Here is a 22,594-nt window from a genome sequence, read left to right on the forward strand (position 1 = left end):
TGTCAACATAACCAAAAGATGAGATTCATGGAGGCCAAATGGCTGGCATGGCTGAAATAGGTGAAACAATCCAGACCCCGCTGAAACGCGGCAGGTTGCACTCTGTCGTATCGTCAGTGCTCGAAAGCCGTATCATCAATGGAGATCTGAAGGTCGGGGACCGTCTGGAATCGGAAAGCGCGATCGCGCGTGAATTCGGCGTTTCCACCCGGGCCGTGCGCGAAGCCATTCAGGAACTGGAAGTCAAGGGACTGGTGCAACGCCGCCACGGCGAACGCACCGAAGTCGTGCGCGATGACGTCAACAACTATCTCGACGCCCTCGCGGTGACCGTCCGCCAGCAGTTCTACTCCGACTCCAATTATCTGCTGCAGCTGATGGCTGTTCGCCGGATGATCGAGACCGAATCCCTGATTATCCTGACCAATCTCCCGAACCCGGATTACACAAGGGTCGAGGAAGCGCTCGCTGCCATGAAAAAGGCGCGGGACGACAAGGATTTTCCCGCATTTGTCAATGCCGACGCAGCCTTTCATCTGGCCATCGTGCATGCAACCGACAACCAGGTGCTGATGCGGATCTATGACAATTTCTCAGGCCTGATCAACGATGTCATCCACGTAACCAGCCGGGTACCGATCAAATCTCTCAGCAATGCCTATGACGAGCATGCTGATATTTTTGAGAAGATCCGCAAGAGTGATGATGCGGGAGCAGTGGAGCTCATCCGAGCACAAATCGACAAGAGCGCCAATTATCTTCGTCAGGCCATAGAAAAATCCAACATCAAACAGGCCAAGGAAGAGGATTGATATGGCTGACTTCGATTATTCAGATACGGATTGGGAGGCAATCGAACGTCTGAAAAAATGGTACTCCGGCGACATTCACGACAGCATGGAAGCCCTCGGGCTTTGGGGATGCCTCGAAGGCATTTCCCTGCTGGGCGCTCTGGAACCGGGCAAGATTGTTTGCGGCCCCGCAGTAACCGTCCTGTTCGCCCCATCCGACCGCAAGGGCGAACCTCAGGATGTCTATCACAACGCCATCGACAATGCCCCCAAAGGGGCGATTCTGGTCTGTGACGCTTCCTGCGCTCCGGGCTCCTGCTCCGGCGAGCTGATGAGCACCGGCGCCAAGACCGCAGGGGCAGCTGCCACCGTCGTCAACGGCACGGTTCGCGATCTGGCACAGGTCCGCGCCCTCGGCTATCCGCTGTTCGGCACCGCGCCGAGCCCGATCGGGGTAACAGGCAAGAAAGAACCCGTCAAAAGCCAGGTTCCGCTGACCATCGGCAAGGCGACCGTCAAGCCGGGCGACGTGATTTTCGGTGACATCGACGGTGTCGTCGTGATCCCGAAAGAGCATGTCAAGGCCGTGGCTGATCAGGCCGATGCCCTGGGCAAACAGGAAGCCACCGCTCGCGACCGCATTCTGGCCGGCGAAAAACTCCAGCAGATCTGGCCGGTCTGAGCCATATCCTCCCAGGATAGAAAAGAAGAAAGCCACGCCGACAATCCGGCGTGGCTTTTCTTTTTGACGACATGAGCTGCATCGCGCCCTAAGCGCAGCCGCCATCCAGTCAGTCAGACCGCTCGCAGGTATTGATCCCGAACGGCAGATAGAGCGGGCAGAAGCGGAACAGGCCGGTCGCCAGAGGCACGATACCGAGCAGCCCCCACAGCGTCTGCGGCCCGACAAAGACAATCGCCAGCAAGACAACGCCAACAATGACGCGCAATATCCGGTCAAGCTTTCCTACATTGACGGTCATGAGCAACCTCCATCAAGTTGAAACCATGAGTTGAAGCCATGCATTGAGACCATTCGCCGAAAGCATGGTTTTGTGACAGGTCCATCCTATCCCAAATCCACCCCATACCTCTGGGAAAACACCTAAATGCGCCATTAAGTCACAGAAAGTCGCAACCAGATGTCTCGCCCCCGTCCGGGCACACCATCAGTGCCCTTCGAAATCAACCAGCGTGTGGACGTTGACATTGCGCTCCCGGAGCAGAGAAGCTCCGCCCAGATCAGGCAGATCGATCACGAAGGCCGACGAAACAACCTCGCCGCCAACGCCCTGCAGCAGCTCGATCGCCGCAATCGCCGTACCGCCGGTGGCAATCAGGTCATCGACCAGAATTACCCTCTCACCCGGCGCCACCGCATCCGCATGCATCTCGATACGGTCCGTGCCGTATTCCAGCGAATAGTCCTGCGCAACCACGGCACCCGGCAGCTTGCCCTGCTTGCGGATCGGAACAAAGCCGACGCCGAGATAGTCGGCCATAGCACCACCAAAAATGAAGCCGCGTGCCTCGATGCCGATCACCTTGTCGATCTGCAGATCAACATAGGGAGCACAGAGATCGCGAATGGACTGACGAAACCCTTCCGCATGGGCAATAAGACTGGTGATATCCCTGAAGATGATTCCTCGTTTCGGGTAGTCGGGAATGGACCGGATCAGATCTTTCAGGTCGATTTTTTCACTGCTGGACATTCAATAGGCTCCGCTTCTCGCATTCTTTGGACGGCAACGACTTTTCATCAGTATGTTCGCTTGGCGGCCCACCTGCACATTGAGCGTTCACAGGGGTACGGCAGCCAAGACAATAACCCGAAAGGTCTGAGAACAGGGGCACTTTTGCCCCCCACGTCACGCAGAAGCGAGACCGCCCTGACCTTGAAAAGCCTGTTACCGCAGGCTTTATGGCTGCAATAGCAGATAACCCCATCCCGCGCCAGTGCGACAACAGTTTCCAACGCAATCTGCATCATCCAGCTCAGCCACGCCCTGCGCTCTCCACAAACCAGAGCCAGATGACGCCTTCACCGCCCGGATGACAGCTCGCCAGGCAGCGGCTTCCCATTGAGCCGCAGGCTATGAGCAAGATAGACCGGCCCATAGCTTTCTTCCCCGTCCCAGATCGCCTTGAGAGCGGCGACGCTGGCCTGCCCATAGCGATCTGCCGCCACACCGATGGAATTCAGCCAACCGGCGATCCACGGGTTCAGCGGGTTTTCATCAAAGCCGATGAAGCCGAAGTCCGAAACCGGGTCAAAACCGGCCTCGATGACCCGACGATAGGCACCATAGGCCAGCAGATCACTCATGCACAGGATCACCCTTGGTGGATTCGGAAGAGCCAAAATCTGCTGCATCGCAGCATATCCGACCTTGAGATGGCCAAGCCCCTCCACGTGAGCATGAATGACCTCATCCTCCCCAACGCCGCCTGCAGCCAGACCATCCAACACCCCCTGACGTCGGAGCGTTGCTGCAGTGGCATCCAGAGAAGCATGAATGAGACCAACCCGGCGAATACCCCGGGCAACCAGCATGTCAGCCACATCCCGTCCAACCTGATAGTTGTCGATTCCCACATAGGGACTGTGGGCATGGCCGGGGTCTGGCCTGTTGACAAACAGCAACGGCGGACCATCGATCCGCATACGGTCCAGCACCGGGCTCTTCAAGGCCCCGATGATGATCACCGCCCGCGCCAACTGCGCATGCATTTCCAGCAGATACTCATCCTGCACGTCTGCCCGTTCGTAGGTATCACACAAGGACATCACATAGCCTTCGTCGCGCAGCGCCTTCTCGATTGACCCGGCGATGGCCGCCATCATCGGATTCTCGATCGCCGCCGCCAACAGACCAACGATCCGGCTTTCCTGACAGCGTAGCGCCCTGCCGATACTGGCCGGGCGATAACACAACTCCTCGATCGAAGCCTTCACGCGCGCGATGGTCTCGGTGGATGCCTTGTTGGTGATTCCATTGATAATTCTGGAGGCCGTTGCAATCGACACACCTGCGTGTGCTGCCACTTCGGCAAGGGAAACGCGTACGCTCTTCCTGCTCGTAGGTTTGCTGTCTTTCTTGCCTGGCATTTTGCCTCTCTATGAATATTATCTACAAATTCATATATATTATTTCATTTTTCTCGCAAGCCTTCCGCGAGAGTTTCCTTCGGCACAATCGTCGCATCTCCCCTCTGCCGAAACGATAACCAGCAACGCCCCAACAAAAAAGGGCCCCATCGGGGCCCTTCTTGAGACTGTCTCAAATCATTCAGCCAATCAGTGCTTGACCCCGGACCAAAGCTTGCGCTTGGTGAAGAACAGCAGGAAGGATAGAACGACAAGGAAGATGAGGGAGTTGACACCCACATGCTTGCGTTCTTCCAGTTTAGGCTCAGCCGCCCACATCAGGAAGGCTGTGACGTCTCTGGCATACTGTTCGGTGGTCATTGGCGTTCCGTCGGTATATTCCACCAGCTCGTCAGAGAGCGGAGGCGCCATGCCAATGGCAACGCCGGAGCCGAAGGCCGGGTTATAGTATTTGTCACCGACGACCTCTTTCAGGTCTTCCGGCGTTTCCTCATAGGAGGTCAGCAACGCGAAGATATAGTCCGGACCATACTCCTGATAGGTCGTCAGCGGATGCCAGATCAGCCGCAGGATGTCATTGAAAACCTCGATGCCGACATCCGGACCAACGGATGCGGCACGGGCCTTGGCGATCAGCGACAGATCAGGCGGTGCCTTGCCGCCATTGGCGGCAGCAGCGGCTTCCACATTGGGGAATGGCGACGGAATGTGATCGAACGGCTTGCCCGGACGGGTGAACATGTCACCGTCGGCATTCGGGCCGTCTTCCACTTCATACTCAGCGGCAATTGCCTTGACTTCATCTTCAGTAAAGCCCAGCGCACCATCCTGCCCCAGATTGCGGAAAGCAACATAGTCCATGGAATGGCAGCTTGAGCAGACCTCGCGATAGATCTTGAAGCCACGCTGCAGCTGGGCCTTGTCGAATTTGCCGAACGGTCCGGCAAAGCTCCAGTCCTGCTTGACATAGTGGTGGCCGCCCTCGCCTGATGCCATGGCACCGGCGGAAGAAACCGCCAGAGCACCAGCAACAACGAGCGCGCGAACCGCATTTTTGGTAAGCGTAATCATGGGTCTTCCCTCTCCTCGCTCGTTCAGGCCTTTGCCTCTGCCGCAGCAGAAGCGCCATGTTTGGCCAAGACCGCCTCATTGATCGATGCCGGCAACGGCTTCGGCTTTTCAATGAAGCCGAGCACTGGCAGAATGACCAGGAAGTAGGCGAAATAGTAGACCGTGAAGATACGCGCCCAGAGGATGTAGCCGCCTTCGGCAGGCTTGCCCCCGAGATAGCCGAGCCCGATGCAGACGACCACGAAGATCCAGAAGAACTGACGGCCAAGCGGACGATAGTTCATGGAACGGACCTTGGAGGTATCGAGCCATGGCAGCACAAACAGAACCGCAATCGCGCCGAACATCGCAAGAACGCCGCCCAGCTTGTCCGGAATCGCGCGCAGGATCGCGTAGAACGGAAGGAAGTACCATTCAGGCACGATGTGCGGAGGCGTGACCAGCGGATCGGCCGGAACATAGTTGTCCGGATGCCCCATGAAGTTGGGCACCATGAACATCATCCAGGCAAAGAACACCAGGAACACCACAGCAGCAAAGATATCCTTTACTGTGTAGTAAGGCGTAAAAGGCACTGTATCCTTGCTGTCCTTGACTTCAACACCGGTCGGGTTGTTGTTGCCAACCACATGGAAAGCCCAGATATGCAGGGCAACCACGCCAACCAGCATGAACGGCAGTAGATAGTGCAGCGAGAAGAATCGGTTCAGCGTCGGGTTGTCGACCGAGAAGCCACCCCAGAGCAGCGTCACGATCATGTCGCCCACATAGGGGAATGCCGAGAACAGGTTGGTAATAACCGTTGCACCCCAGAAGGACATCTGACCCCAGGGCAGAACATAGCCCATGAAGCCGGTCGCCATCATCAGAAGGAAGATCACGACGCCCAGAATCCAGACCACTTCACGCGGAGCCTTGTAGGACCCGTAGTAGAGGCCACGGAAGATATGAATATAAACGGCAATGAAGAACATGGACGCGCCGTTGGCATGCATGTAGCGCAAGAGCCAGCCCCATTTCACGTCGCGCATGATATGCTCGACGGAAGCAAAGGCAAGGGCCGTGTTGGGCGCATAGTGCATGACCAGCACGATGCCGGTCACGATCTGTGCCACAAGACAGACGGCCAGAATGGCACCGAACGTCCAGTAGTAATTGAGGTTCTTAGGAACAGGATAGGCAATGAAGGAAGAATGCACCAAGCCCGCGATGGGCAGGCGGCTTTCCATCCATTTCAAGAACCCGTTCTGCGGCTCGAAGGTCGAATGTCCGCTCATGACTGGTCTCCTTAAGACATTTGCGGGCGTCAGCCGATTTTGATCAGGGTATCGCTAACGAACTCATAGGGCGGCAACTGCAGGTTAAGCGGCGCAGGCCCCTTACGGATACGTCCCGCAGAATCATAATGGGATCCATGGCATGGGCAGAACCAGCCATCATAATCACCCTTCTGCCCTTCAGGCACACAGCCCAGATGCGTGCAGATGCCGATCATGATCAGCCACTGCTCCATACCCGGTTTGACGCGTTCTTCGTCGGTCTGAGGATCGCGAAGGTCAGCCACATTGACGGCCTTGGCCTCATCAATTTCATTCTGGGTTCTGTGCCGGATGAAAACCGGTTTACCACGCCATTTGACAGTAAGACTCTGCCCCTCTTCGATAGAGGAAATATCCACTTCGATGGATGAGAGCGCCACTGCGCTGGCATCAGGGTTCATCTGGTCAATAAACGGCCAAGCGAGCGCTGCTGCGCCGACGGCCCCGAACGCACCTGTCGCGATATAAAGAAAGTCGCGGCGGGTTGGTTCTTCCCTTTCGCTGGTAGCCAAGACGAGGTCCTCTTCTAGCCAGTGTCCAACTCCAGCTCGCCTGCGCCTCCTTATATTCAGCGTTTCGTTCGAAACAGCAAAGTCCCAAAATCGCAGCGAGCCAATTCCACCAGTGCTCGTTTATAGTGCCGAGCCTAGTCAAACACTTTTTGCATTGATCGCAGATGTTGTCTAGAGCGGCCAATCGCAGAAACACCTGATTTTCAGCAGTTTGGCCTGACAAATTCGTCTTATATTGGGGAATTATGACCGAAACACCGCAGGACTACTACTTATCCAAGCCCGTGTCCGACCTTGTGAATCCACTTTCCTTCGACCTTTTGATTGGAATGATTCTAGTGGAAAAAGGCAGCGACCACTCCCCGAACCGAGCAAATGCCGCAATCAGGCGATAAAGCCGCCTGATTGCCGATCCCAAAGCGAGGCATAAAGGCCGTTGTTAGCGAGCAGCTCGTCATGACTTCCCATCTCGACGATCCGGCCACCATCCATCACGATCAGACGGTCCATCGAGGCGATGGTCGACAGGCGGTGAGCGATGGCCAGGACGGTCTTGTCCTTCATCAGCAGATTGAGACTGTCCTGAATGGCCGCTTCGACCTCGGAATCGAGCGCCGACGTCGCCTCGTCCAGAACAAGAATGGGCGCATTCTTCAGCAGAACCCGCGCAATGGCGATCCGCTGACGCTGGCCGCCGGACAGCTTGATCCCGCGTTCCCCGACCTCGGCATGCATGCCCTTGTTGCCGGAGCGATCTTCCAGCCCCTCAATGAAAGCAAGCGCCTGAGCCTGTTCGGCAGCCCGCAAGGCTTCTTCCTCACTGGCCCCATCATGGCCATAGACGATATTCTCCAGCACCGAGCGATGCAGCAGCGACGTATCCTGCGTGACCACGCCGATCTGGGCCCTGAGGCTGTCCTGACGCACTTCGGCAATATTCTGGCCATCAATGCGGATTGCTCCGGTATTGAGATCGAAGAATCGCAGCAGCAGACTGATCAGCGTGGACTTGCCCGCGCCGGACCGCCCAACCAGACCGATCTTTTCGCCCGGTCGAATCGTCAGGCTGAGGCTATCAATCACCGGCACATCCTTGCCATAGTCAAAGCAGACCTTGTCAAAGACGATCTCGCCGCGGTTGACCGTCAGCTCCTTTGCGTCTGGACGATCGAGCACCAGCTGCGGCTGGGAGATCGTGCTGATACCGTCCTGCACCGTGCCGATATTCTCGAACACGCCGCTGACTTCCCACAGGATCCATTCGGACATGCCGCGCAGGCGCATGACGATGCCGCCCACAAGCGCAACGTCGCCCGGCTGCACCAGCCCGGCCTGCCAGTAGTAGATGCCGACCGCCATCGAACTGAACAGCAACAGATTGTTGAGCGTCTTGAGCGTGATTTCCATCACCGTGACAAGCCGCATCATGGCATAGACATTGTCCATGAATCCGGTCATCGACTGCCGGGCGTAGTCGTCTTCGCGCGCGGCATGGGAAAACAGCTTGACCACCGAGATGTTCGAATAGGCGTCCACCACCTTGCCGACCATCTCCGAGCGGGCATTCGCCTGCGCCCGCGAGATATCGCGCATCTTGGGCACGAAAAACACCAGCGCGCCGATATAGCCGATGATCCAGATCAGCATCGGCAGCGCCAACTGCCATTTTGCCGAACCGATCAGATAGAGGGCCGAGGTGAAATAAACGCTGACATAGACAAACACGTCCGCAAGCCGCGACACCACTTCGCGCACGGCAAGCGCAGTCTGCATCACCTTTTGCGACACCCGACCGGCAAATTCATCCTGATAGAATTCCATCGACTGGCGCAGCAGATAGCGATGCAGCCGCCAGCGGATGGACATCGGATAGTTGCCCATCACGGTCTGGTGGAACAGAAACTGCCAGACGATCTCCAGAACCGGCATGATGACCAGCAACAGGACGGCCATCAGCAGCAGCTGGCTGCCGTGATCAGACAGAAACGTCTCCCGATTGCTCGCGGCAAACCAGTTGACCAGATCGCCCATGAACCCGAACAGGTTGACTTCGATGATGGCAATGGCCGCCGTGATCACCGACACAATCACCATGTAGGGAGCGACTGGGCGCGTGTAATACCACATGAAAGCCCAGAATCCGCGCGGCGGCTGTTCAAGGCTGTAATTGGCAAACGGATTGACCAGCTTTTCGAAAAAGGAAAACATCACAAAGTCACCGGAAGCACCGGTCCTGTCAGAGCTGCGATAAAACGTGAAAACACCCAGGCGGACTGAAAGCCGCGCGCCTGCGTTGATGAAACTTGCGCGCACCATATAGCATCTTTCGTGCAAAGAGGGGCATGAATAATTCTAACAAAAGTTATGAGCGCAACTGTGATAATAATCACACGCCGAGGTTAACTCCCGACTGCAGCAACAACCAGGTGTCTCGCAAGCCCGACTTTCAACCAGTCATCATCCCGATCACAGGAATTTCCATTGTCATTCGCGCCCAAGACTGTAAAACCTGTGCCATGACAACAATAGACATTGCCCTATACCAGCCGGATATTCCGCAGAACACGGGAACCATTCTCAGAATGGCCACCTGTCTGGACCTGCATGTGCATATCATCGAGCCCTGCGGCTTCACGCTCAATGACCGAACCCTGCGCCGCGCCGGCATGGACTATCTGGAGCGCGCCAGCTTCACCAAGCATATCTCATGGAGCCGTTTCAAGGACTGGCAGACCGAGACCGGCCGCCGGCTGCTGCTTGCCACCACCAAGGCCGACCGCTCCTTCTATGACGAAACATATCAGGCCGGAGACATCCTGCTGTTTGGCCGGGAAAGCGCAGGCGTGCCTGATGAAGTCCATGACTATGTCACCGACCGGATCACCATCCCCATGCGCGAGGGGGAACGCTCCCTCAATCTCGCCATCTCGACAGCGATGATCGCCACCGAAGCCCTGAGACAAGTACGAGCCCTTTGACCATGAGCGAAACAGTGAACACCACCCTGCCCGAGGGATTGCCGACCGATCTCGAAGTCAAGAAACAGCGCGCCACCGACTGGTTCAAGGACCTGCGCGACAGGATCTGTACTGCCTTCGAGACCATCGAACAGGACGTCAAGGGCCCCAACGCAGAGATGGATCCGGGCCACTTTGTCCGCACCCCCTGGCAGCGCACCGACCATTCCGGCACCAAGGGCGGCGGCGGCATCATGGCGATCATGAAGGGCCGGGTGTTCGAGAAGGTCGGCGTGCATGTGTCGACAGTCCACGGCGAATTCGCCCCCAAATTCCGCGACCAGATCCCCGGCGCGTCGGAAGATCCCCGGTTCTGGGCCGCAGGCATTTCGCTCATCGCCCACCTGCACAACCCCCATGTTCCGGCCGTGCACATGAACACCCGGATGATAGTCACCACCCGCCAGTGGTTTGGCGGCGGAGCGGACCTGACGCCGGTACTTGATTGTCGCCGCACACAGGAAGACCCCGACAGCATCGCCTTTCATGCAGCCATGAAGGCCGCCTGCGACGCCCATCCCGTTGCCGACTATAACACCTACAAGGAATGGTGCGACCGCTATTTCTATCTGCCCCACCGGGATGAACCGCGCGGGATCGGGGGCATCTTCTATGATCGCCACAACAGCGGCGACTGGGAGGCCGACTTCGCCTTCACTCAGGATGTCGGGCTGGCATTTCTCGATATCTATCCGCAACTGGTCCGCCGCAACATGGAGACACCATGGACAGAGGCGGAGCGCGATGAACAGCTCATCCGGCGCGGGCGCTACGTGGAATTCAACCTGCTGCATGACCGGGGCACCATCTTCGGGCTGAAGACGGGAGGCAATGTTGATTCCATCCTGTCGTCGATGCCGCCGGTGGTCAAATGGCCCTAGCGGCCACTAGGGCCACTAGAGCCCCCAGGCATCTCAGGCGTCCGCAAAGCCCAGCAGGTCCGGCAGCAGCGCCATGTCAGTGAACAGGCGGGCCCCTTGTGCCAGCAATGCCCCGCCATCCCCCTTCGGGACATATCCCAGACAGGGCATCTCAGCCCGTCTGGCTGCCGTCGCACCACTGGCGCTGTCCTCCACTACGACACAGTCGGCAGGCGCCACCCCCATGCCTTTCGCTGCGGCCAGAAACAGGCCCGGATCAGGCTTTGCCACCCCAACGGTCTTGGCCGAAAAGCGACGACCTTCAAACCGCTCCCACAGCCCCGTCTGGCCGAGGGTAATTGCCATCTTCTCGTCGGACCCGTTGGAGGCGACACAATAGGGAACTCCCAGCGCATCGAGCCGGTCGAGCACGGCAATGACACCGGGGATCGGCTCGACGCCTTCCCGCAGCTTGCCATGCAGTTCCGTGCGATAGTCCATACCCCAGCTGTCTGGCAGGTCCGCCCCCATTGCCTTCAGATCCTCAAACGCGGTCTGCAGGGTTCCGCCGACAAAATTACGTTCCGCGTCTTCGATCGTGATGGCCAGACCATGACGGGCCAGATTGGCGACGAGCACCCTGTTGGCCACGGTTTCACTATCGACTAGCACACCATCGCAATCGAATATGACAAGTTTGGGGGGCAACGCAGATCTCCGGAACAGGAAAGCGGGGTGGGCAACGGGTTAGCGCATGGCTTTTGCCAAGGTGAGCAATTGGCCTTTTCTTAGCTCGAAATTGCTCGATACCCAAGCCTTTTCAAGGGCGCTCAGGCGCTCGCCAAGCTGCGGCCCCGGCTTCATGCCGCAATCGATGAGATCGCGACCATTGAGCGGAAACACCGGCAGGCTCCACAGCGCCAGATCGCGAAACAGCATCGACAGCTCCGTCAGGTCCGGATCGATCTGCCGACGCACAAGCGCCAGCAGGATGAGATTGCAGGCGGTTTCCTTGCCGTGCTCATAGGCAAGCTGTTGCAGCAAGGCTTCATCGACCGACCGGAGGGTACGCACGGTCTGGGCCATGCGTTTCATGGCATCGCGTGTGCGGTTCGGCAGCCGCAGCTTGCGCGCAAGCCGTTCGCCGTCTTCCCGAACATCAACAGCGAGGGCCGTCAACAGGAGAGTCAGATCGCCCTTGAGATAAAGCGCCCGGGCCAGTGTCTGCAAACGACGGAAGCGGGAAAGATGAGGCACCGAGGCAAGAATGCCGGTCAACATGCCACCCTGATGCATGGCATCGAGCGCCCTTGCCGCATAGGGGCCCTGAATGAGCTTGGCCATCTCGGCCCCGACCCGCTCGGCCGACAGCCCCGACAGCTTCGCCTGCGCTGCGATGCAGGCCCTGTACCCCTCCTCTTCCATCCGCTCGCCATATTGGGCAAAGAAGCGGAAGAAGCGGAGCACCCGCAGATAGTCTTCCTCGATGCGCTTGCGTGCTGCACCGATGAAATGGACATGACGGGCCCGGGCATCCTCGATGCCCCGTCCGACCGGATCATAGAGCCGTCCCTGCGCATCCATATAGATGGCATTCATCGTGAAATCGCGCCGATGGGCATCCTTCATCCAGTCCCGACCAAAGGCGACCGCCGCATGACGGCCGTTGGTTTCCACGTCGGTGCGCAGGGTTGTGACCTCGAACGGCCGGTCATCGATGATCAGCGTCACGGTGCCATGGTCAAGACCGGTCGGCAGCGCCCGGATATTGGCCTCTTGAGCCCAATGCATTACCTTGGTGGGGTCGGCGGTCGTCGCGCAGTCGATGTCGGACACCGGCGCTCCCAACAGCGAGTTCCGCAAGGCGCCGCCAACGACGCGCACTTCCTCGCCGTCACGGTTGATCAGGGAAAACAGGGTTTTCAGCGAAGGCGCATGGCGCCAGCCAAATGCAGGATCCTCACCGACCTCAGCGCAGCTTTCCACCGTCGACATCATTCACTCTTCATTCCGCTTGAACTGAATTCTATTTGATCTGTCCGGGCACAACCTTGCCCCCTTCGAAATGGGCTGGCACATAGGTGCCACTCAAGGGGTTGTTGTTGACGACCGACATGATGACAAAGCCGACAAGGCAGAATACCAGCCCCGCCATCACAAGCCAGTAGCGCGGCGCATCAATCCATGCCTGCTTGTGAATCTTCTTGGTCAGAAAGAGATAGGCCGCATACAGAAAGAAGGGCAGCAGGAACAGAATGGCTTGTGTAATGAGGACGCGGATCATGTGTGATAGACCGTCTCGTAAAGATTGCGCAAAATGCCAGCAGTAACACCCCAGATATAGTAATCATTGTAAGGCATTGCAAAATAATGCCGCGTTTTTCCGCGCCACTGGCCACTCTTTTTCTGATGATTGGCAGGATCCATCAGAAAACGCAATGGCACTTCGAAGATTTCCTCGACTTCACAAGGATTTGGCACCAGACTAAAGCCAGTGTTGACTGTCGAGAGAACGGGGAAAATCCGATAGCCTGTCGACGAAATATAGGGCCGTAATAAGCCGAAAGGCTGAACATATTGTGCATCCAGCCCAATCTCCTCGCTTGCTTCCCTCAGGGCAGCCCCTTGCGGGGTCTCGTCGCCACCATCCACCTTGCCGCCGGGAAAGGCGATCTGCCCGGCATGGGCCTGCAGGTGATGGGTCCGCTGGGTCAGGATCACGGTCGCCTCATCGCCCCGGTCGACAATCGGAATGAGCACCGCCGCATCCTTGAGGGTCGTCACCTCGCCCTCATGCCAGGCCAGATCCCTGATCGGTGTCTGCAAAAATGCGCTACCGTCATGACGCGCCAGAGCATCCAGCACCGTCTGGCGAAACCGGGGAGCGGAAAATTCACTCATTCGAGGTCCTCAAGCATGTCAAGATCCTTCATCGCGCAAATGGCAAAGAAGCTTTCACCGCTCCGAATACCGAACAGGCCCGCGTCACCCCCCACACCCTCTGACGCCATGGCGACAAGATCATACATCAGTGCTCTGGTGACCAGAGCTTCAAGCCGCCCGCGCACCAGCAGATAGGCCTTGAGGCCATGGGTTGCCTCTTCCAGTTCGAAGCGCAGCGGATGGTCGGCATCGGCCTTGACGACATCCCCCAGATTGGTCCGGAAAACCAAGGCCCCATCCCCACCGGCACCATCGGCTTCCCGCGCCATTTCCACGGCCAGAAAGGGCGCGTCATCGACAGTGATGCCAACCTTTTCAACCGGCGTCACCAGATAGGTGCGACCATCATCATCCTTGCGCAACACCGTGGCGAACAGACGCACCAGCGCCTCCCGACCAATCGGTGTGCCCATGTAGAACCACGTCCCATCGCGGGCAATCCGCATGTCGAGATCGCCACAGTAAGCCGGTTCCCAGCGCTCAACCGGTGCAGGGCTCTTGCCGTTCCCCGCCCGGCGCACCAGCGCCGCAAGCCCGGCAGGCATCCCCGGCAATGGCAGCTGACTGCCGCTATCGGAATCAGCAACCCCTGCCGCAACACCACGCTGCCCAGCTTTTCTGTCCGATCCATCCCTTATCACAGCACCGCCTCTGAAGATGCCTGCGCATGATCGCAGCCGACATCCTGTCACGTGGAAACCGCAATGAATATAGGACACTAGAAAGCAAGCGCAACGAAAAACTGGCCCACGCAGCAGCAAGCCACGCGGGCCGGAAACTCTTTCCAACAACGAAACGCCGACCATCGGACGGAAGTTTGCCAATCGGGATCAAAGCCCCGGCTTTACGGCTCCCTTGCACTGGCAGGCCGCATCCTTGTCAAATGGCAACAGCAGAAGCCGCAAGGGATCAACCGGTCCAGGCATCATGATCACGCCCATCGGCACCCGCTCGAAGCCAAACCGGGCATAATAATCATAATCACCGACCAGCAGGATGGCGCGATAGTCCATTTCCTTGGCGTCAGCAATCGCCCGTTCCATCAGCAGCTTGCCTGCGCCCTTGTTCTTGAAATCGGGATGCACGGCCAGCGGCCCCAGCAACAGCGACTTGCACGAGCCGATGCGGATCGGCGAAAGCCGCACCGATCCGGCCAGATGGCCATGGGACGTGGCGACAAAACTCAGGGATGGATCTGGGTCGACAGACTCGCGCACCCGGAACGCTGTACGTGCAAACCGGCCCGGCCCGAAGGCGTCCCGATGCAATTGTTCAATGGCGCTCACGTGAAGCGGAAGCTCGCGCTCCAGATTAAATTCCAGCTGGCACATGGGGGAATTCCGTTTTCTGACCGCAAGAGCGGTAATGCCTTTTCGATGATGGATGTCAAACATGGTCCGAATTTGCTGCCTGAACCTACCCTGCCTATACGATCCGATGCGATCGCCCTCCAATTGCGGCAAGGCCCGAGGTCACACCCCCTCTTCAAGCCCCATTCGGAAATCGCTTATCGTCGCCACATCATGAAAGGCACCTCCTTTAAATTGGCCCTCAGCTATCACAGTCTGCACGGGACTGTCCACATGGAATATTGTGTTTCAAACACAATAATAACAGAATTATATTCTGTATATATAAATTATTCAGCACAACAAATCAAAAATCAACCAATTTCCCTGCACCAGACTGCAATGACCAGATGTGAGCGCCCCTCTCATGCGCCCGTTGCAAAACCTGCCCGGAGAGCTGGCATTCTCACATCAGCCCGATCTCGGAAAGGGCAGCGAGGTCGCCTTGCCTCAAGAGCATACCGACCCGATAAAGCAGGATCATGAAACCCCCAGACCGGACAAAACGGTTTCACCGCTCCTCTGGGCCTCTCAAGCCCAACAGGCCACTCATTACACCCCATCGGCATATTGGCAGATCCGGAAAGCAACTGCCCCATTTCCGCAATCTTCTTTCACAAAAATGCGCGCCCGGTTTCTGATCCTTTCAGCCTGCCAATTTGAGCCCGAAAGAAACTGACAGACGCAACCTTCAAGGCCGCCAGAAAATCGCCCAAATTCAGAGCAATGGATGCACAATATTTATTCATGCCAAATTTTCCAGCACCAGCTTCACATCTGGAAATGCATCCTCTGCCTGCGACTTATCAACCACGCCGCGCCCGTCAAAAGCATCTTATGCTGCCATTAACATATTGATATTATGTTCAATACTACGGAATGCAAAAACGTCATGCCAGGCATGCAAGATTTCGACTATATTCCTATTGGTTTATCTGGAATATGGGCGCAAATTCAATTTAGGTGCTGCTTTTTTCAGCAGTGAATGACTAAAAATTCATCAAACCGGAGCAAGGCCATGATGAAATTCCTGAAGAAAAGCAAGAAAACTGCGCGTTATCACTGGCAGCCAGCAGTTAACATGTCCGACAGCAAGGTCGTGAACACCCTGATCAACCCTATGGTCTGAGACGACGTCGGGCTTTGTGGTGACAGCCCGTCTTCGAGACAATACGGTTATTGAAAAACGGCAAGAGCCTTACGCAGGCTCTTGCCGTTTTTCATTTTGACCAACCGCTCGTGCAATGATCAGGATAGTCGCTGGCATATTGCCGCCGTTTGGCTGAATTCACCAAAAGCATCTGGACGAATGCGGCAAAAAGCACTATGCGCTAACATATGTTTAGATTGGCACACATATCAGATCCACACCTCGGCCCCCTTCCCGAGGCAACAGCATGGCAGCTGGCGAACAAGCGCATCTTTGGCTATGTCAATTGGCGCCGCAATCGCAAGGGCGTACTGACGACTGACATTCTGGACAATCTGATCACCGACATGCAGGAACACGCGCCGGACCATCTGGCTGTCACTGGCGATCTTGTCAATCTCGCCCTTCCCGCCGAAATCGCCAACGCCCGCCGCTGGCTCACCAGCCTTGGCGCACCTGAAGATGTTTCCGTCATCCCCGGCAACCACGATGCCTATGTGCCCAACGCCCGCATGAAGGCCGAGGAAGCCTGGCGACCGTTCATGAGCGGTGACATCGTCCATTCCGGCTCGCTGAACTTTCCCTACCTGAGAGTCCGTGGCAAGATCGCCATCATTGGCGTCAATTCGGCCCGCGCGACGCTGCCCCTCATGGCGACAGGCTATTTCCGCAAGGCTCAGGCCCGCGCCCTGTCGAAACTTCTGGATGACTGCAAGGAGGAGGGCCTGTTCCGCGTCGTCCTCATCCACCATCCGCCCCTGAAGCACTCGACCCATTGGCACAAGAGGCTGATCGGCGCGTCCCGCTTCCGCAAGACACTCAGAAAGCACGGCGCAGAACTGGTGTTGCATGGTCACACCCATCTGTTGACCAAGGCAGCAACCGAAGGCCCGCACGGCCCAATTCCGGTCATCTGCGTACCCAGCGCCTCGCAAGGGCTGGGAAGCCGCAGCAAACCGCCTGCACGCTACAATCTGTTTGAAATTGGTGGCAAGGATGGCAACTGGCAATGTCGGTTGATCGAACGGGGCTATTCAACCGAAGACAAGGTTATCAGTGAACTCGGCAACCAGATGCTGTCTGTCCCGAATGCCTGACCGCCACGATCCGTCATCGGAATCGGCCCCATTCGCAGCCATAAGGTAAACGGCGCCTCCTCAGAAATGAGTCGGCAGGAACCATGCATAGAGCACAAGACCGACAGCACCAGCGAGAATTCCGAGCAAAAACCACCAGATCCCGTTGGTGCCTTCCTTCTTGCTCTTGGCCATCGCGACGACCTCGCGGTTGATCGCCTTGTCCGACATCTTGTTGAGCAGATAATCGGACTCGATGGCCTTCTCCCGCTCAATGATCCGCTCAGCGAGATAATGAGTCACGGCATCGGCAACATCGTCCACATCCTGACTTTCCGCAAGCACCACCCGACCAAGCCGCGTATCCTTGAGAAACCGGTAGGTGCGTTTGTCGCGTGCCATTTCCACGAAACTGGTGATGTCAATCCAGAAGCGGGGTTTGCGCCCCGGGACGATCTGAAATGTCAGCATATCCATGTCTTCTGGCAGTTCCTTGGAGACGTCGTCAAGCGCATCGCGCAGGATCTCCAGCCGGGCGCGTTCCGTATCGCCCAGTTCGACAACCACGCTGCTCTGCTCAACATCGGCGATCCGGACATCGCGAATGGCACGGTCAAGACTGCGTCTGCTTTCCTTGTGGCTATGCTCTTCCATGTCCTAACACCGTCCCGTCTACAAAAGGCCCATCCGCATCATGCGGCCGGTCTTCCAGATCACCAAACAACCAGATTTCCGAGATCATCCCGAAGCGAATCGAAAGGGTTCGCCTACATCTAAAGAACGCAAATGGACTGCTTATGTCACCCCAAGATTTTGCTCTATCAATATAGGCTGTCGCTTAACGTTAAGCAATTGTTAAGGCGTGGCGATACTCGAACATGGTTAAGAGTGGAGCGATTGCAACCTGGCGGAGCCATCTCGGAGACAGGATTTATCGAGCCGACCGAATGGTTTGCCGGATGAGCGAAAGGGCGTCGCGGCTGGCCTCCAGATGCACCATGTGCCCGGCCTTGGGGAACACATGCACAGCCATCATCGCTGGCAGCCCCATGACCTGCCGTACCGGCACGATCTGATCCTGTAGCCCCCAGATCACCCGGATCGGAAAGGGCGATGCCCCAAGTTCAGTCAGCGGCAGGATCTTTTGCTGATCGCCGTGAAAAATCGCCTCGGCGGTCTTCATCAGGCTCTCCCGCACCAGTGGGTTCAGCCTTTGCTGGGCCGCATGCCTGGCCATCGCTCTGGGCAGGCGATACTCGGGGCCAAAGAACTGCTGAAACACCCTGTAGAGGCTCTCCTCGTCCGTGGCGGAGGCATACTCACGCAGCAGCGGCTGATTGACCTCGGAGCCGAACCCGCCAGGCCCGAACAGACACAGGGACGCCACTTTCTCCGGCCGACGCAAAGCCATGATGCTCGCCGTCGCGCCGCCCATGGAATGGCCCACCAGATGCGCTTTCTCGATGCCGAGTGTATCTAGATCTTCAAGCACAGCCATCGCCGCCACCGCCGCATTGCAGGTCTTGGGATACTCCAGCGACCCACCATGGCCCGGCAAATCAAATGCCAGCGAGCGGTAGCTTGCCGACAGCCCAACCTGAAGATTGAGCCAGCCGGTCACATCGCCGCCAAACCCGTGTAGAAACACCACCGGAGCCCCATCGCCCTCGCCATGGCTATCGCCCACGGTTACAAAATTCAGCCTGGTCTTTGTCACGCAATGTCTCCGGATTTTTTCGAGAGGGAAATGGGGACCGGAAAGCAAAGGCACGCGCCACATCCGGTCAAACTGGAGCCAGACTATGGCCCGTCCCTGCCGCCAGTGCAAGCACCCCCGAAAAACGATCCGCAAGCCATCCGGTTTGATCCACCAATCCCACGCGACGGACAAGCCAACAATGCACCAGCAGCCCAACTCGCCGCACACCGGGTTGCGCGAGCCCGATTTCCCCGGACCCCTTTCAGCCTTGAAACCAATTGCTTTATTCACAAAGGCAATTTTTCTGTCCACTGGCAGCAAAGCCAGCTTGACAGTGAAACACCTGATGCCTATAAGCCACTCACACAGCGCCCATCAGGGCGTTTCTTCGGTTTGGCGGAGTAGCTCAGTTGGTTAGAGCAGCGGAATCATAATCCGCGTGTCGGGGGTTCAAGTCCCTCCTCCGCTACCAAAATTTCCCCTAATATTCAATAATTTACAATAATTCATTTTCTTGAATTCGTTGTGGTTTTACAATTTTTTCGAAAAAGTTTTACAATTTTTGTTCGAGTTTCATTTCTTCCCACTTTCTTAGCTGCCTTTGTTTTTGTGGCGCGCCTTTTCACTTTGCACAAGTCGACACTGTTCTTTGCACAAGTCGCCTATTCAATCGGCCCACTCATCTCGCGCTTTAGCTACTGTTTTTCCTGGACAGTTTGATGGCTTGATTTGACCCTGTTTTTCTATCCCAAAAAGCAACTGTGTTTGCAGTCCGGAATGGGGTGCACTATCCTCGAATTCACACCATACGGACGTTTCCGAACTTGGATGCAGCGTCGAAATCTGTGTCTAGCTAAACGAGCGGCTAACGCCGCGGATGCGAAATCTACGATACCAAAGGCTAAAGCGGCCATTCGGGAGATCTAGAGGCGCACTCTGATCACCATGGTCTTTTCAGCAGGAAAGCCTACTTCTGCTGTGGATGCTTAATCGGAGAAACCTGCAACCGAAGCGTACACATATCACGTTCGTTTCTTTGATCTTCATTTTCAATTTTACATTCATATTGGACCTTTCATATTAGTGAGGCTCTCTCCAATTTTGCGCAGATATGTTAAATTGTGATATATAATGAGAATATATGAAAATTTACTAATTGCGGACCCGTTAAAAATTGATAGTATGTGTGAAGATATGCAAAACGCTATCAGGAAATGGACAGGTCAGGAGGATTTGGCACTGCTTTTCAAGCCATTTGAATGGCTGCGCCATGATCTCAAGTCTCCGATAGCGATGTTGTTTTCACACACATGGTAGATGCCTGCGGCGCCCAGATGTCTTTGGGCTGCACTGCTTCCAATTGCCTTATGCATATAGATATGGGGAGGCCACAGCATGTGATCGTCTGGTCATGTGACATCTTCCCTAGTGTCAAAATTTGTTTCCCTCCTAAGGGCGTGGAGAACACAGCGTCATTCAGGTCTCCATGCCCGGCTTGTTCCACCTTGTCGCTAAGGAGAATTTTCATGAAAGCCGCATTGGTCGTTGATACCGAAAAAGTCGAGATTCAGGACGTGCCTGAGCCTGAAATCAAGGACAATGAAGTCCTGATTAAGGTGAAGGTTGCCGGGGTTTGCGGCTCCGATCTGCATTTGTTCAAAGGAACGCACGCTTTCCGCAAGCCACCGGCAGTGCTTGGTCATGAAGTGGCCGGCGATATAGTCAAGGTTGGCCCAAAGGTCACCAAATACAAGGTTGGCGATCGCGTGACGGTTCTGCCTCAGGTTGGTTGCGGAGAGTGCGAATTCTGCAAACAGGATCTGGTCAATCTGTGCCTGAACAAGAAAGTTCCCGGTACGCCAAGCTGGATTGGGACCTTCGTTGAATACTTCAACGCACCGGAAGAGACGGTTTTCAAGCTGGAAGATAACATCAGCTATGAAATCGGGTCGCTTACAGAACCACTCGCCGTTGCCGTTCATGCTCTGGCTCGCGCCAGTGTCGAGAGTCGCGACTGTGTTGTCATTCTCGGCACCGGAACCATTGGCATGCTTTGCGTGGTTGCAGCTCGCGAAATGGGTTTCAAAAAAATTATCACGACTGATACGGCTCCTTTCAACCGCGAAATGTCACTGAAACAGGGCGCGATTGTCTCCTATGATCCGCTGAAAGATGATGTCGTTGAGAATGTCAAGAAATTGACGGATGGCCGTGGCGCAGATCTCACGCTTGTCTGTGCTGGCGCGCCAAACATTCTGGATCAGGCATCGGCTTGTACTCGCCGTCGCGGTGAGATCGGCCTGGTTGCCATGATTACCAAACCGATTCCCTTTTATTGCTACAGCACAGTGTTCAACGAACAGACCCTCTACGGTGCCATGACTTATGAAACATGTGACTTCGTGAAGGCGGCCGAAATGGTCAACGGCGGTGTTGATCTGTCTGCCTTCGTCACGCAGAAGCTTCCACTCGATCAGACGCAAGAAGCGCTGGATATTCTCAATCAGAAGAAAGAGGACGTCATCAAGGTCATCGTGACCGTTTGAAGCATGTGTCTATCGAGAGAAGAATTAACCCTGGAAATGACAATCTGACTTCGGGAGGAAGTTTAGAAAATGAAGAGTCTATTGTCCCTAGCATCAAAACCACTGGCCTTTTGTGCTCTTGCAGCCCTTGTGACCCTGGGTGTTCCCGGTCAAAGCCGTGCCGAGGATGTTCTCACGCTGAAACTCGGACACATCCAGTCCGAAAAAGACCTTTGGCATTTTGGTGCAGAGAAGTTCAAGGAAGAGTTGGAAGCTCGTTCTGGTGGCAAGATTACTCTCGCCATCTATCCTAACTCCACTTTGGGTGGTGACCGCGATCTGGTCGAAGGCATGCAGATGGGTACGGTCGATTTCGGCCTCATAGCCGGTGTGCTCGGCAATTTCGAAAAATCCATCCAGCTTCTCGAGCTTCCGTATCTGTTCCGTTCGCAGGACGAATTCAACACGGTCATTCATGGTGAAATCGGCGCCGAAATTGGTCAGAACGTTCTGGATCAGGCCAACATCCGCATCCTCAATTGGTGGGACCGCGGACCACGTGAAGTCACGTCCAACAAACCGATCAACGGTCTGGATGATCTGCAGGGCCTGAAGATTCGTGTACCTGAAATTCCGGCCATGGTTACCACATGGCGCGCAATCGGTGCGAACCCGACACCGATGGCATGGAGCGAGGTTTACACGGGGCTGGAACAGAATGTTATTGAGGCACAGGAGAACCCGATCCCGTTCATCTACGGTGGTCGTATCAATGAAGTGCAGAAGTACATCGCCTTCACCGACCACAAGTATGAATATGTGACCATTGCCATGAGCAATGTCCGTTGGGAACAGTTGACCGAAGAACAGCAGAAGATTGTCACGGAAGCTGCCGCAGCAGCAACCGAGGCCGAAAACAAGGCTGTCAGCGAGCAATCTGCCAAGTTGCTTCAGGAAATGGTCGATGGTGGCTTGCAGGTCACCCATCCGGACAATGGTCCGATTGCAGAGGCTGCAACCAAGGCACATGAAGCATTTGCCAAGGATGTCAATCTCGATCTCTACAATCGCATTGAGAAGGCTTTGGGTCGCTAAGCGCACCGCATGAATCTGGCCATCGCGCTGACTTTCCGGAAACAGATGGAGCAAATAGTTCCCTTTGGCTTCGAA

Annotated in this window: 22 protein-coding genes and 1 tRNA gene; 8 read left to right on the forward strand and 15 right to left on the reverse strand. The window is 56.1% G+C overall.

Going from position 1 to position 22,594, the window contains the following annotated elements:
• The first annotated feature begins 47 nt into the window (after positions 1 to 47).
• Together DSL70_RS12940 and DSL70_RS12945 are read left to right on the forward strand one after the other, a co-directional pair.
• Positions 48 to 812, forward strand: a complete 765-nt coding sequence (locus tag DSL70_RS12940; RefSeq protein WP_162916666.1) for a FadR/GntR family transcriptional regulator — start codon at positions 48 to 50, stop codon at positions 810 to 812.
• A gap of 1 nt (position 813) precedes the next feature.
• Positions 814 to 1,473 carry an RraA family protein gene (locus DSL70_RS12945; protein ID WP_119308322.1) on the forward strand — a complete coding sequence of 220 codons (660 nt, stop codon included), beginning with the start codon at positions 814 to 816 and terminating at the stop codon, positions 1,471 to 1,473.
• Between the two features lie 109 nt (positions 1,474 to 1,582).
• Here DSL70_RS12945 and DSL70_RS12950 read toward each other — a convergent pair whose 3' ends face one another.
• The 7 genes from DSL70_RS12950 to DSL70_RS12980 form a co-directional block, all read right to left on the reverse strand.
• Positions 1,583 to 1,774 carry a YgaP family membrane protein gene (locus DSL70_RS12950; RefSeq protein WP_119308323.1) on the reverse strand — a complete coding sequence of 64 codons (192 nt, stop codon included), beginning with the start codon at positions 1,772 to 1,774 and terminating at the stop codon, positions 1,583 to 1,585.
• A gap of 186 nt (positions 1,775 to 1,960) precedes the next feature.
• On the reverse strand, positions 1,961 to 2,506 hold the full coding sequence (locus DSL70_RS12955; RefSeq protein ID WP_119308324.1) for an adenine phosphoribosyltransferase: 546 nt from the start codon (positions 2,504 to 2,506) through the stop codon (positions 1,961 to 1,963).
• Positions 2,507 to 2,835: 329 nt separating this feature from the next.
• A complete protein-coding gene (locus DSL70_RS12960) occupies positions 2,836 to 3,903 on the reverse strand; it encodes a LacI family DNA-binding transcriptional regulator (RefSeq protein WP_119308325.1) in 1,068 nt (355 codons plus the stop codon).
• A 189-nt stretch (positions 3,904 to 4,092) separates the two neighbouring features.
• A complete protein-coding gene (locus DSL70_RS12965) occupies positions 4,093 to 4,974 on the reverse strand; it encodes a cytochrome c1 (RefSeq protein ID WP_119308326.1) in 882 nt (293 codons plus the stop codon).
• Between the two features lie 23 nt (positions 4,975 to 4,997).
• On the reverse strand, positions 4,998 to 6,251 hold the full coding sequence (locus DSL70_RS12970; RefSeq protein WP_119308327.1) for a cytochrome b: 1,254 nt from the start codon (positions 6,249 to 6,251) through the stop codon (positions 4,998 to 5,000).
• 29 nt (positions 6,252 to 6,280) lie between these two features.
• Positions 6,281 to 6,805: a ubiquinol-cytochrome c reductase iron-sulfur subunit gene (gene petA, locus DSL70_RS12975; RefSeq protein ID WP_119308328.1), complete on the reverse strand. Its 525-nt coding sequence runs from the start codon at positions 6,803 to 6,805 to the stop codon at positions 6,281 to 6,283.
• 384 nt (positions 6,806 to 7,189) lie between these two features.
• Positions 7,190 to 9,013: an ABC transporter ATP-binding protein gene (locus tag DSL70_RS12980; RefSeq protein ID WP_119308402.1), complete on the reverse strand. Its 1,824-nt coding sequence runs from the start codon at positions 9,011 to 9,013 to the stop codon at positions 7,190 to 7,192.
• Positions 9,014 to 9,321: 308 nt separating this feature from the next.
• On the opposite strand from DSL70_RS12980, the gene DSL70_RS12985 reads away from it, so the two are divergent.
• Positions 9,322 to 9,783 carry a tRNA (cytidine(34)-2'-O)-methyltransferase gene (locus tag DSL70_RS12985; protein WP_119308403.1) on the forward strand — a complete coding sequence of 154 codons (462 nt, stop codon included), beginning with the start codon at positions 9,322 to 9,324 and terminating at the stop codon, positions 9,781 to 9,783.
• 2 nt (positions 9,784 to 9,785) lie between these two features.
• Positions 9,786 to 10,703, forward strand: a complete 918-nt coding sequence (gene hemF, locus DSL70_RS12990; RefSeq protein WP_119308329.1) for an oxygen-dependent coproporphyrinogen oxidase — start codon at positions 9,786 to 9,788, stop codon at positions 10,701 to 10,703.
• A 33-nt stretch (positions 10,704 to 10,736) separates the two neighbouring features.
• Here hemF and DSL70_RS12995 read toward each other — a convergent pair whose 3' ends face one another.
• From DSL70_RS12995 to DSL70_RS13020, 6 genes are all read right to left on the reverse strand, one after another.
• Entirely contained in the window at positions 10,737 to 11,390 is a 654-nt protein-coding gene (locus DSL70_RS12995) for an HAD family hydrolase (RefSeq protein WP_119308330.1), read from the reverse strand.
• Positions 11,391 to 11,429: 39 nt separating this feature from the next.
• Positions 11,430 to 12,680 carry a CCA tRNA nucleotidyltransferase gene (locus DSL70_RS13000; RefSeq protein WP_119308331.1) on the reverse strand — a complete coding sequence of 417 codons (1,251 nt, stop codon included), beginning with the start codon at positions 12,678 to 12,680 and terminating at the stop codon, positions 11,430 to 11,432.
• Between the two features lie 28 nt (positions 12,681 to 12,708).
• The gene (locus DSL70_RS13005; RefSeq protein WP_119308332.1) at positions 12,709 to 12,966 is read right to left on the reverse strand and encodes a DUF6111 family protein; all 258 of its coding nucleotides are present in this window, start codon (positions 12,964 to 12,966) and stop codon (positions 12,709 to 12,711) included.
• The gene (locus tag DSL70_RS13010; RefSeq protein WP_119308333.1) at positions 12,963 to 13,583 is read right to left on the reverse strand and encodes a CoA pyrophosphatase; all 621 of its coding nucleotides are present in this window, start codon (positions 13,581 to 13,583) and stop codon (positions 12,963 to 12,965) included. The genes DSL70_RS13005 and DSL70_RS13010 overlap by 4 nt, the downstream gene beginning before the upstream one ends.
• A complete protein-coding gene (locus DSL70_RS13015) occupies positions 13,580 to 14,170 on the reverse strand; it encodes a DUF1285 domain-containing protein (protein WP_119308334.1) in 591 nt (196 codons plus the stop codon). The genes DSL70_RS13010 and DSL70_RS13015 overlap by 4 nt, the downstream gene beginning before the upstream one ends.
• A 285-nt stretch (positions 14,171 to 14,455) precedes the next feature.
• Complete coding sequence (locus DSL70_RS13020) at positions 14,456 to 14,956, reverse strand: GNAT family N-acetyltransferase (protein WP_119308404.1); 501 nt, start codon at positions 14,954 to 14,956, stop codon at positions 14,456 to 14,458.
• Between the two features lie 1,356 nt (positions 14,957 to 16,312).
• Here DSL70_RS13020 and DSL70_RS13025 point away from each other — a divergent pair.
• Complete coding sequence (locus tag DSL70_RS13025) at positions 16,313 to 17,221, forward strand: metallophosphoesterase family protein (protein WP_119308335.1); 909 nt, start codon at positions 16,313 to 16,315, stop codon at positions 17,219 to 17,221.
• A 60-nt stretch (positions 17,222 to 17,281) separates the two neighbouring features.
• Here the strand turns inward: DSL70_RS13025 and DSL70_RS13030 are convergent, their stop codons facing one another.
• Together DSL70_RS13030 and DSL70_RS13035 are read right to left on the reverse strand one after the other, a co-directional pair.
• Positions 17,282 to 17,854: a hypothetical protein gene (locus tag DSL70_RS13030; protein ID WP_119308336.1), complete on the reverse strand. Its 573-nt coding sequence runs from the start codon at positions 17,852 to 17,854 to the stop codon at positions 17,282 to 17,284.
• A gap of 277 nt (positions 17,855 to 18,131) precedes the next feature.
• Entirely contained in the window at positions 18,132 to 18,917 is a 786-nt protein-coding gene (locus DSL70_RS13035; protein WP_205563248.1) for an alpha/beta fold hydrolase, read from the reverse strand.
• Positions 18,918 to 19,294: 377 nt separating this feature from the next.
• Between DSL70_RS13035 and DSL70_RS13040 the strand changes: the two genes are divergently transcribed.
• The 3 genes from DSL70_RS13040 (at position 19,295) to DSL70_RS13055 (ending at position 22,519) form a co-directional block, all read left to right on the forward strand.
• Positions 19,295 to 19,371, forward strand: a tRNA-Met gene (locus tag DSL70_RS13040).
• Between the two features lie 1,054 nt (positions 19,372 to 20,425).
• Positions 20,426 to 21,445, forward strand: coding sequence for a zinc-dependent alcohol dehydrogenase (locus tag DSL70_RS13050; RefSeq protein WP_119308339.1), 1,020 nt, complete (start codon positions 20,426 to 20,428; stop codon positions 21,443 to 21,445).
• Between the two features lie 69 nt (positions 21,446 to 21,514).
• Positions 21,515 to 22,519 (forward strand): TRAP transporter substrate-binding protein, encoded by a 1,005-nt coding sequence (locus DSL70_RS13055; RefSeq protein WP_119308340.1) that lies wholly within the window; start codon positions 21,515 to 21,517, stop codon positions 22,517 to 22,519.
• Positions 22,520 to 22,594 lie beyond the last annotated feature (75 nt).

The sequence above is a fragment of the Cohaesibacter haloalkalitolerans genome (assembly GCF_003574655.1).
In the GTDB taxonomy this organism is placed as follows: domain Bacteria; phylum Pseudomonadota; class Alphaproteobacteria; order Rhizobiales; family Cohaesibacteraceae; genus Cohaesibacter; species Cohaesibacter haloalkalitolerans.

Bases quoted from the DNA above. Each gene is read 5' to 3' on its own strand.
- DSL70_RS12960 (WP_119308325.1), bottom strand. From the start codon at position 3,903: ATGCCAGGCAAGAAAGACAGCAAACCTACGAGCAGGAAGAGCGTACGC.
- DSL70_RS12940 (WP_162916666.1), top strand. From the start codon at position 48: ATGGCTGAAATAGGTGAAACAATCCAGACCCCGCTGAAACGCGGCAGG.
- hemF (WP_119308329.1), top strand. From the start codon at position 9,786: ATGAGCGAAACAGTGAACACCACCCTGCCCGAGGGATTGCCGACCGAT.
- DSL70_RS13055 (WP_119308340.1), top strand. From the start codon at position 21,515: ATGAAGAGTCTATTGTCCCTAGCATCAAAACCACTGGCCTTTTGTGCT.
- DSL70_RS12955 (WP_119308324.1), bottom strand. From the start codon at position 2,506: ATGTCCAGCAGTGAAAAAATCGACCTGAAAGATCTGATCCGGTCCATT.
- DSL70_RS12945 (WP_119308322.1), top strand. From the start codon at position 814: ATGGCTGACTTCGATTATTCAGATACGGATTGGGAGGCAATCGAACGT.
- DSL70_RS12985 (WP_119308403.1), top strand. From the start codon at position 9,322: ATGACAACAATAGACATTGCCCTATACCAGCCGGATATTCCGCAGAAC.
- DSL70_RS13015 (WP_119308334.1), bottom strand. From the start codon at position 14,170: ATGCCTGCCGGGCTTGCGGCGCTGGTGCGCCGGGCGGGGAACGGCAAG.
- DSL70_RS12970 (WP_119308327.1), bottom strand. From the start codon at position 6,251: ATGAGCGGACATTCGACCTTCGAGCCGCAGAACGGGTTCTTGAAATGG.
- DSL70_RS13030 (WP_119308336.1), bottom strand. From the start codon at position 17,854: ATGGAAGAGCATAGCCACAAGGAAAGCAGACGCAGTCTTGACCGTGCC.
- DSL70_RS12950 (WP_119308323.1), bottom strand. From the start codon at position 1,774: ATGACCGTCAATGTAGGAAAGCTTGACCGGATATTGCGCGTCATTGTT.
- DSL70_RS12965 (WP_119308326.1), bottom strand. From the start codon at position 4,974: ATGATTACGCTTACCAAAAATGCGGTTCGCGCGCTCGTTGTTGCTGGT.
- DSL70_RS13010 (WP_119308333.1), bottom strand. From the start codon at position 13,583: ATGAGTGAATTTTCCGCTCCCCGGTTTCGCCAGACGGTGCTGGATGCT.
- DSL70_RS12980 (WP_119308402.1), bottom strand. From the start codon at position 9,013: ATGTTTTCCTTTTTCGAAAAGCTGGTCAATCCGTTTGCCAATTACAGC.
- DSL70_RS13005 (WP_119308332.1), bottom strand. From the start codon at position 12,966: ATGATCCGCGTCCTCATTACACAAGCCATTCTGTTCCTGCTGCCCTTC.
- DSL70_RS13020 (WP_119308404.1), bottom strand. From the start codon at position 14,956: ATGTGCCAGCTGGAATTTAATCTGGAGCGCGAGCTTCCGCTTCACGTG.
- DSL70_RS13050 (WP_119308339.1), top strand. From the start codon at position 20,426: ATGAAAGCCGCATTGGTCGTTGATACCGAAAAAGTCGAGATTCAGGAC.
- DSL70_RS13025 (WP_119308335.1), top strand. From the start codon at position 16,313: ATGTTTAGATTGGCACACATATCAGATCCACACCTCGGCCCCCTTCCC.
- DSL70_RS13000 (WP_119308331.1), bottom strand. From the start codon at position 12,680: ATGATGTCGACGGTGGAAAGCTGCGCTGAGGTCGGTGAGGATCCTGCA.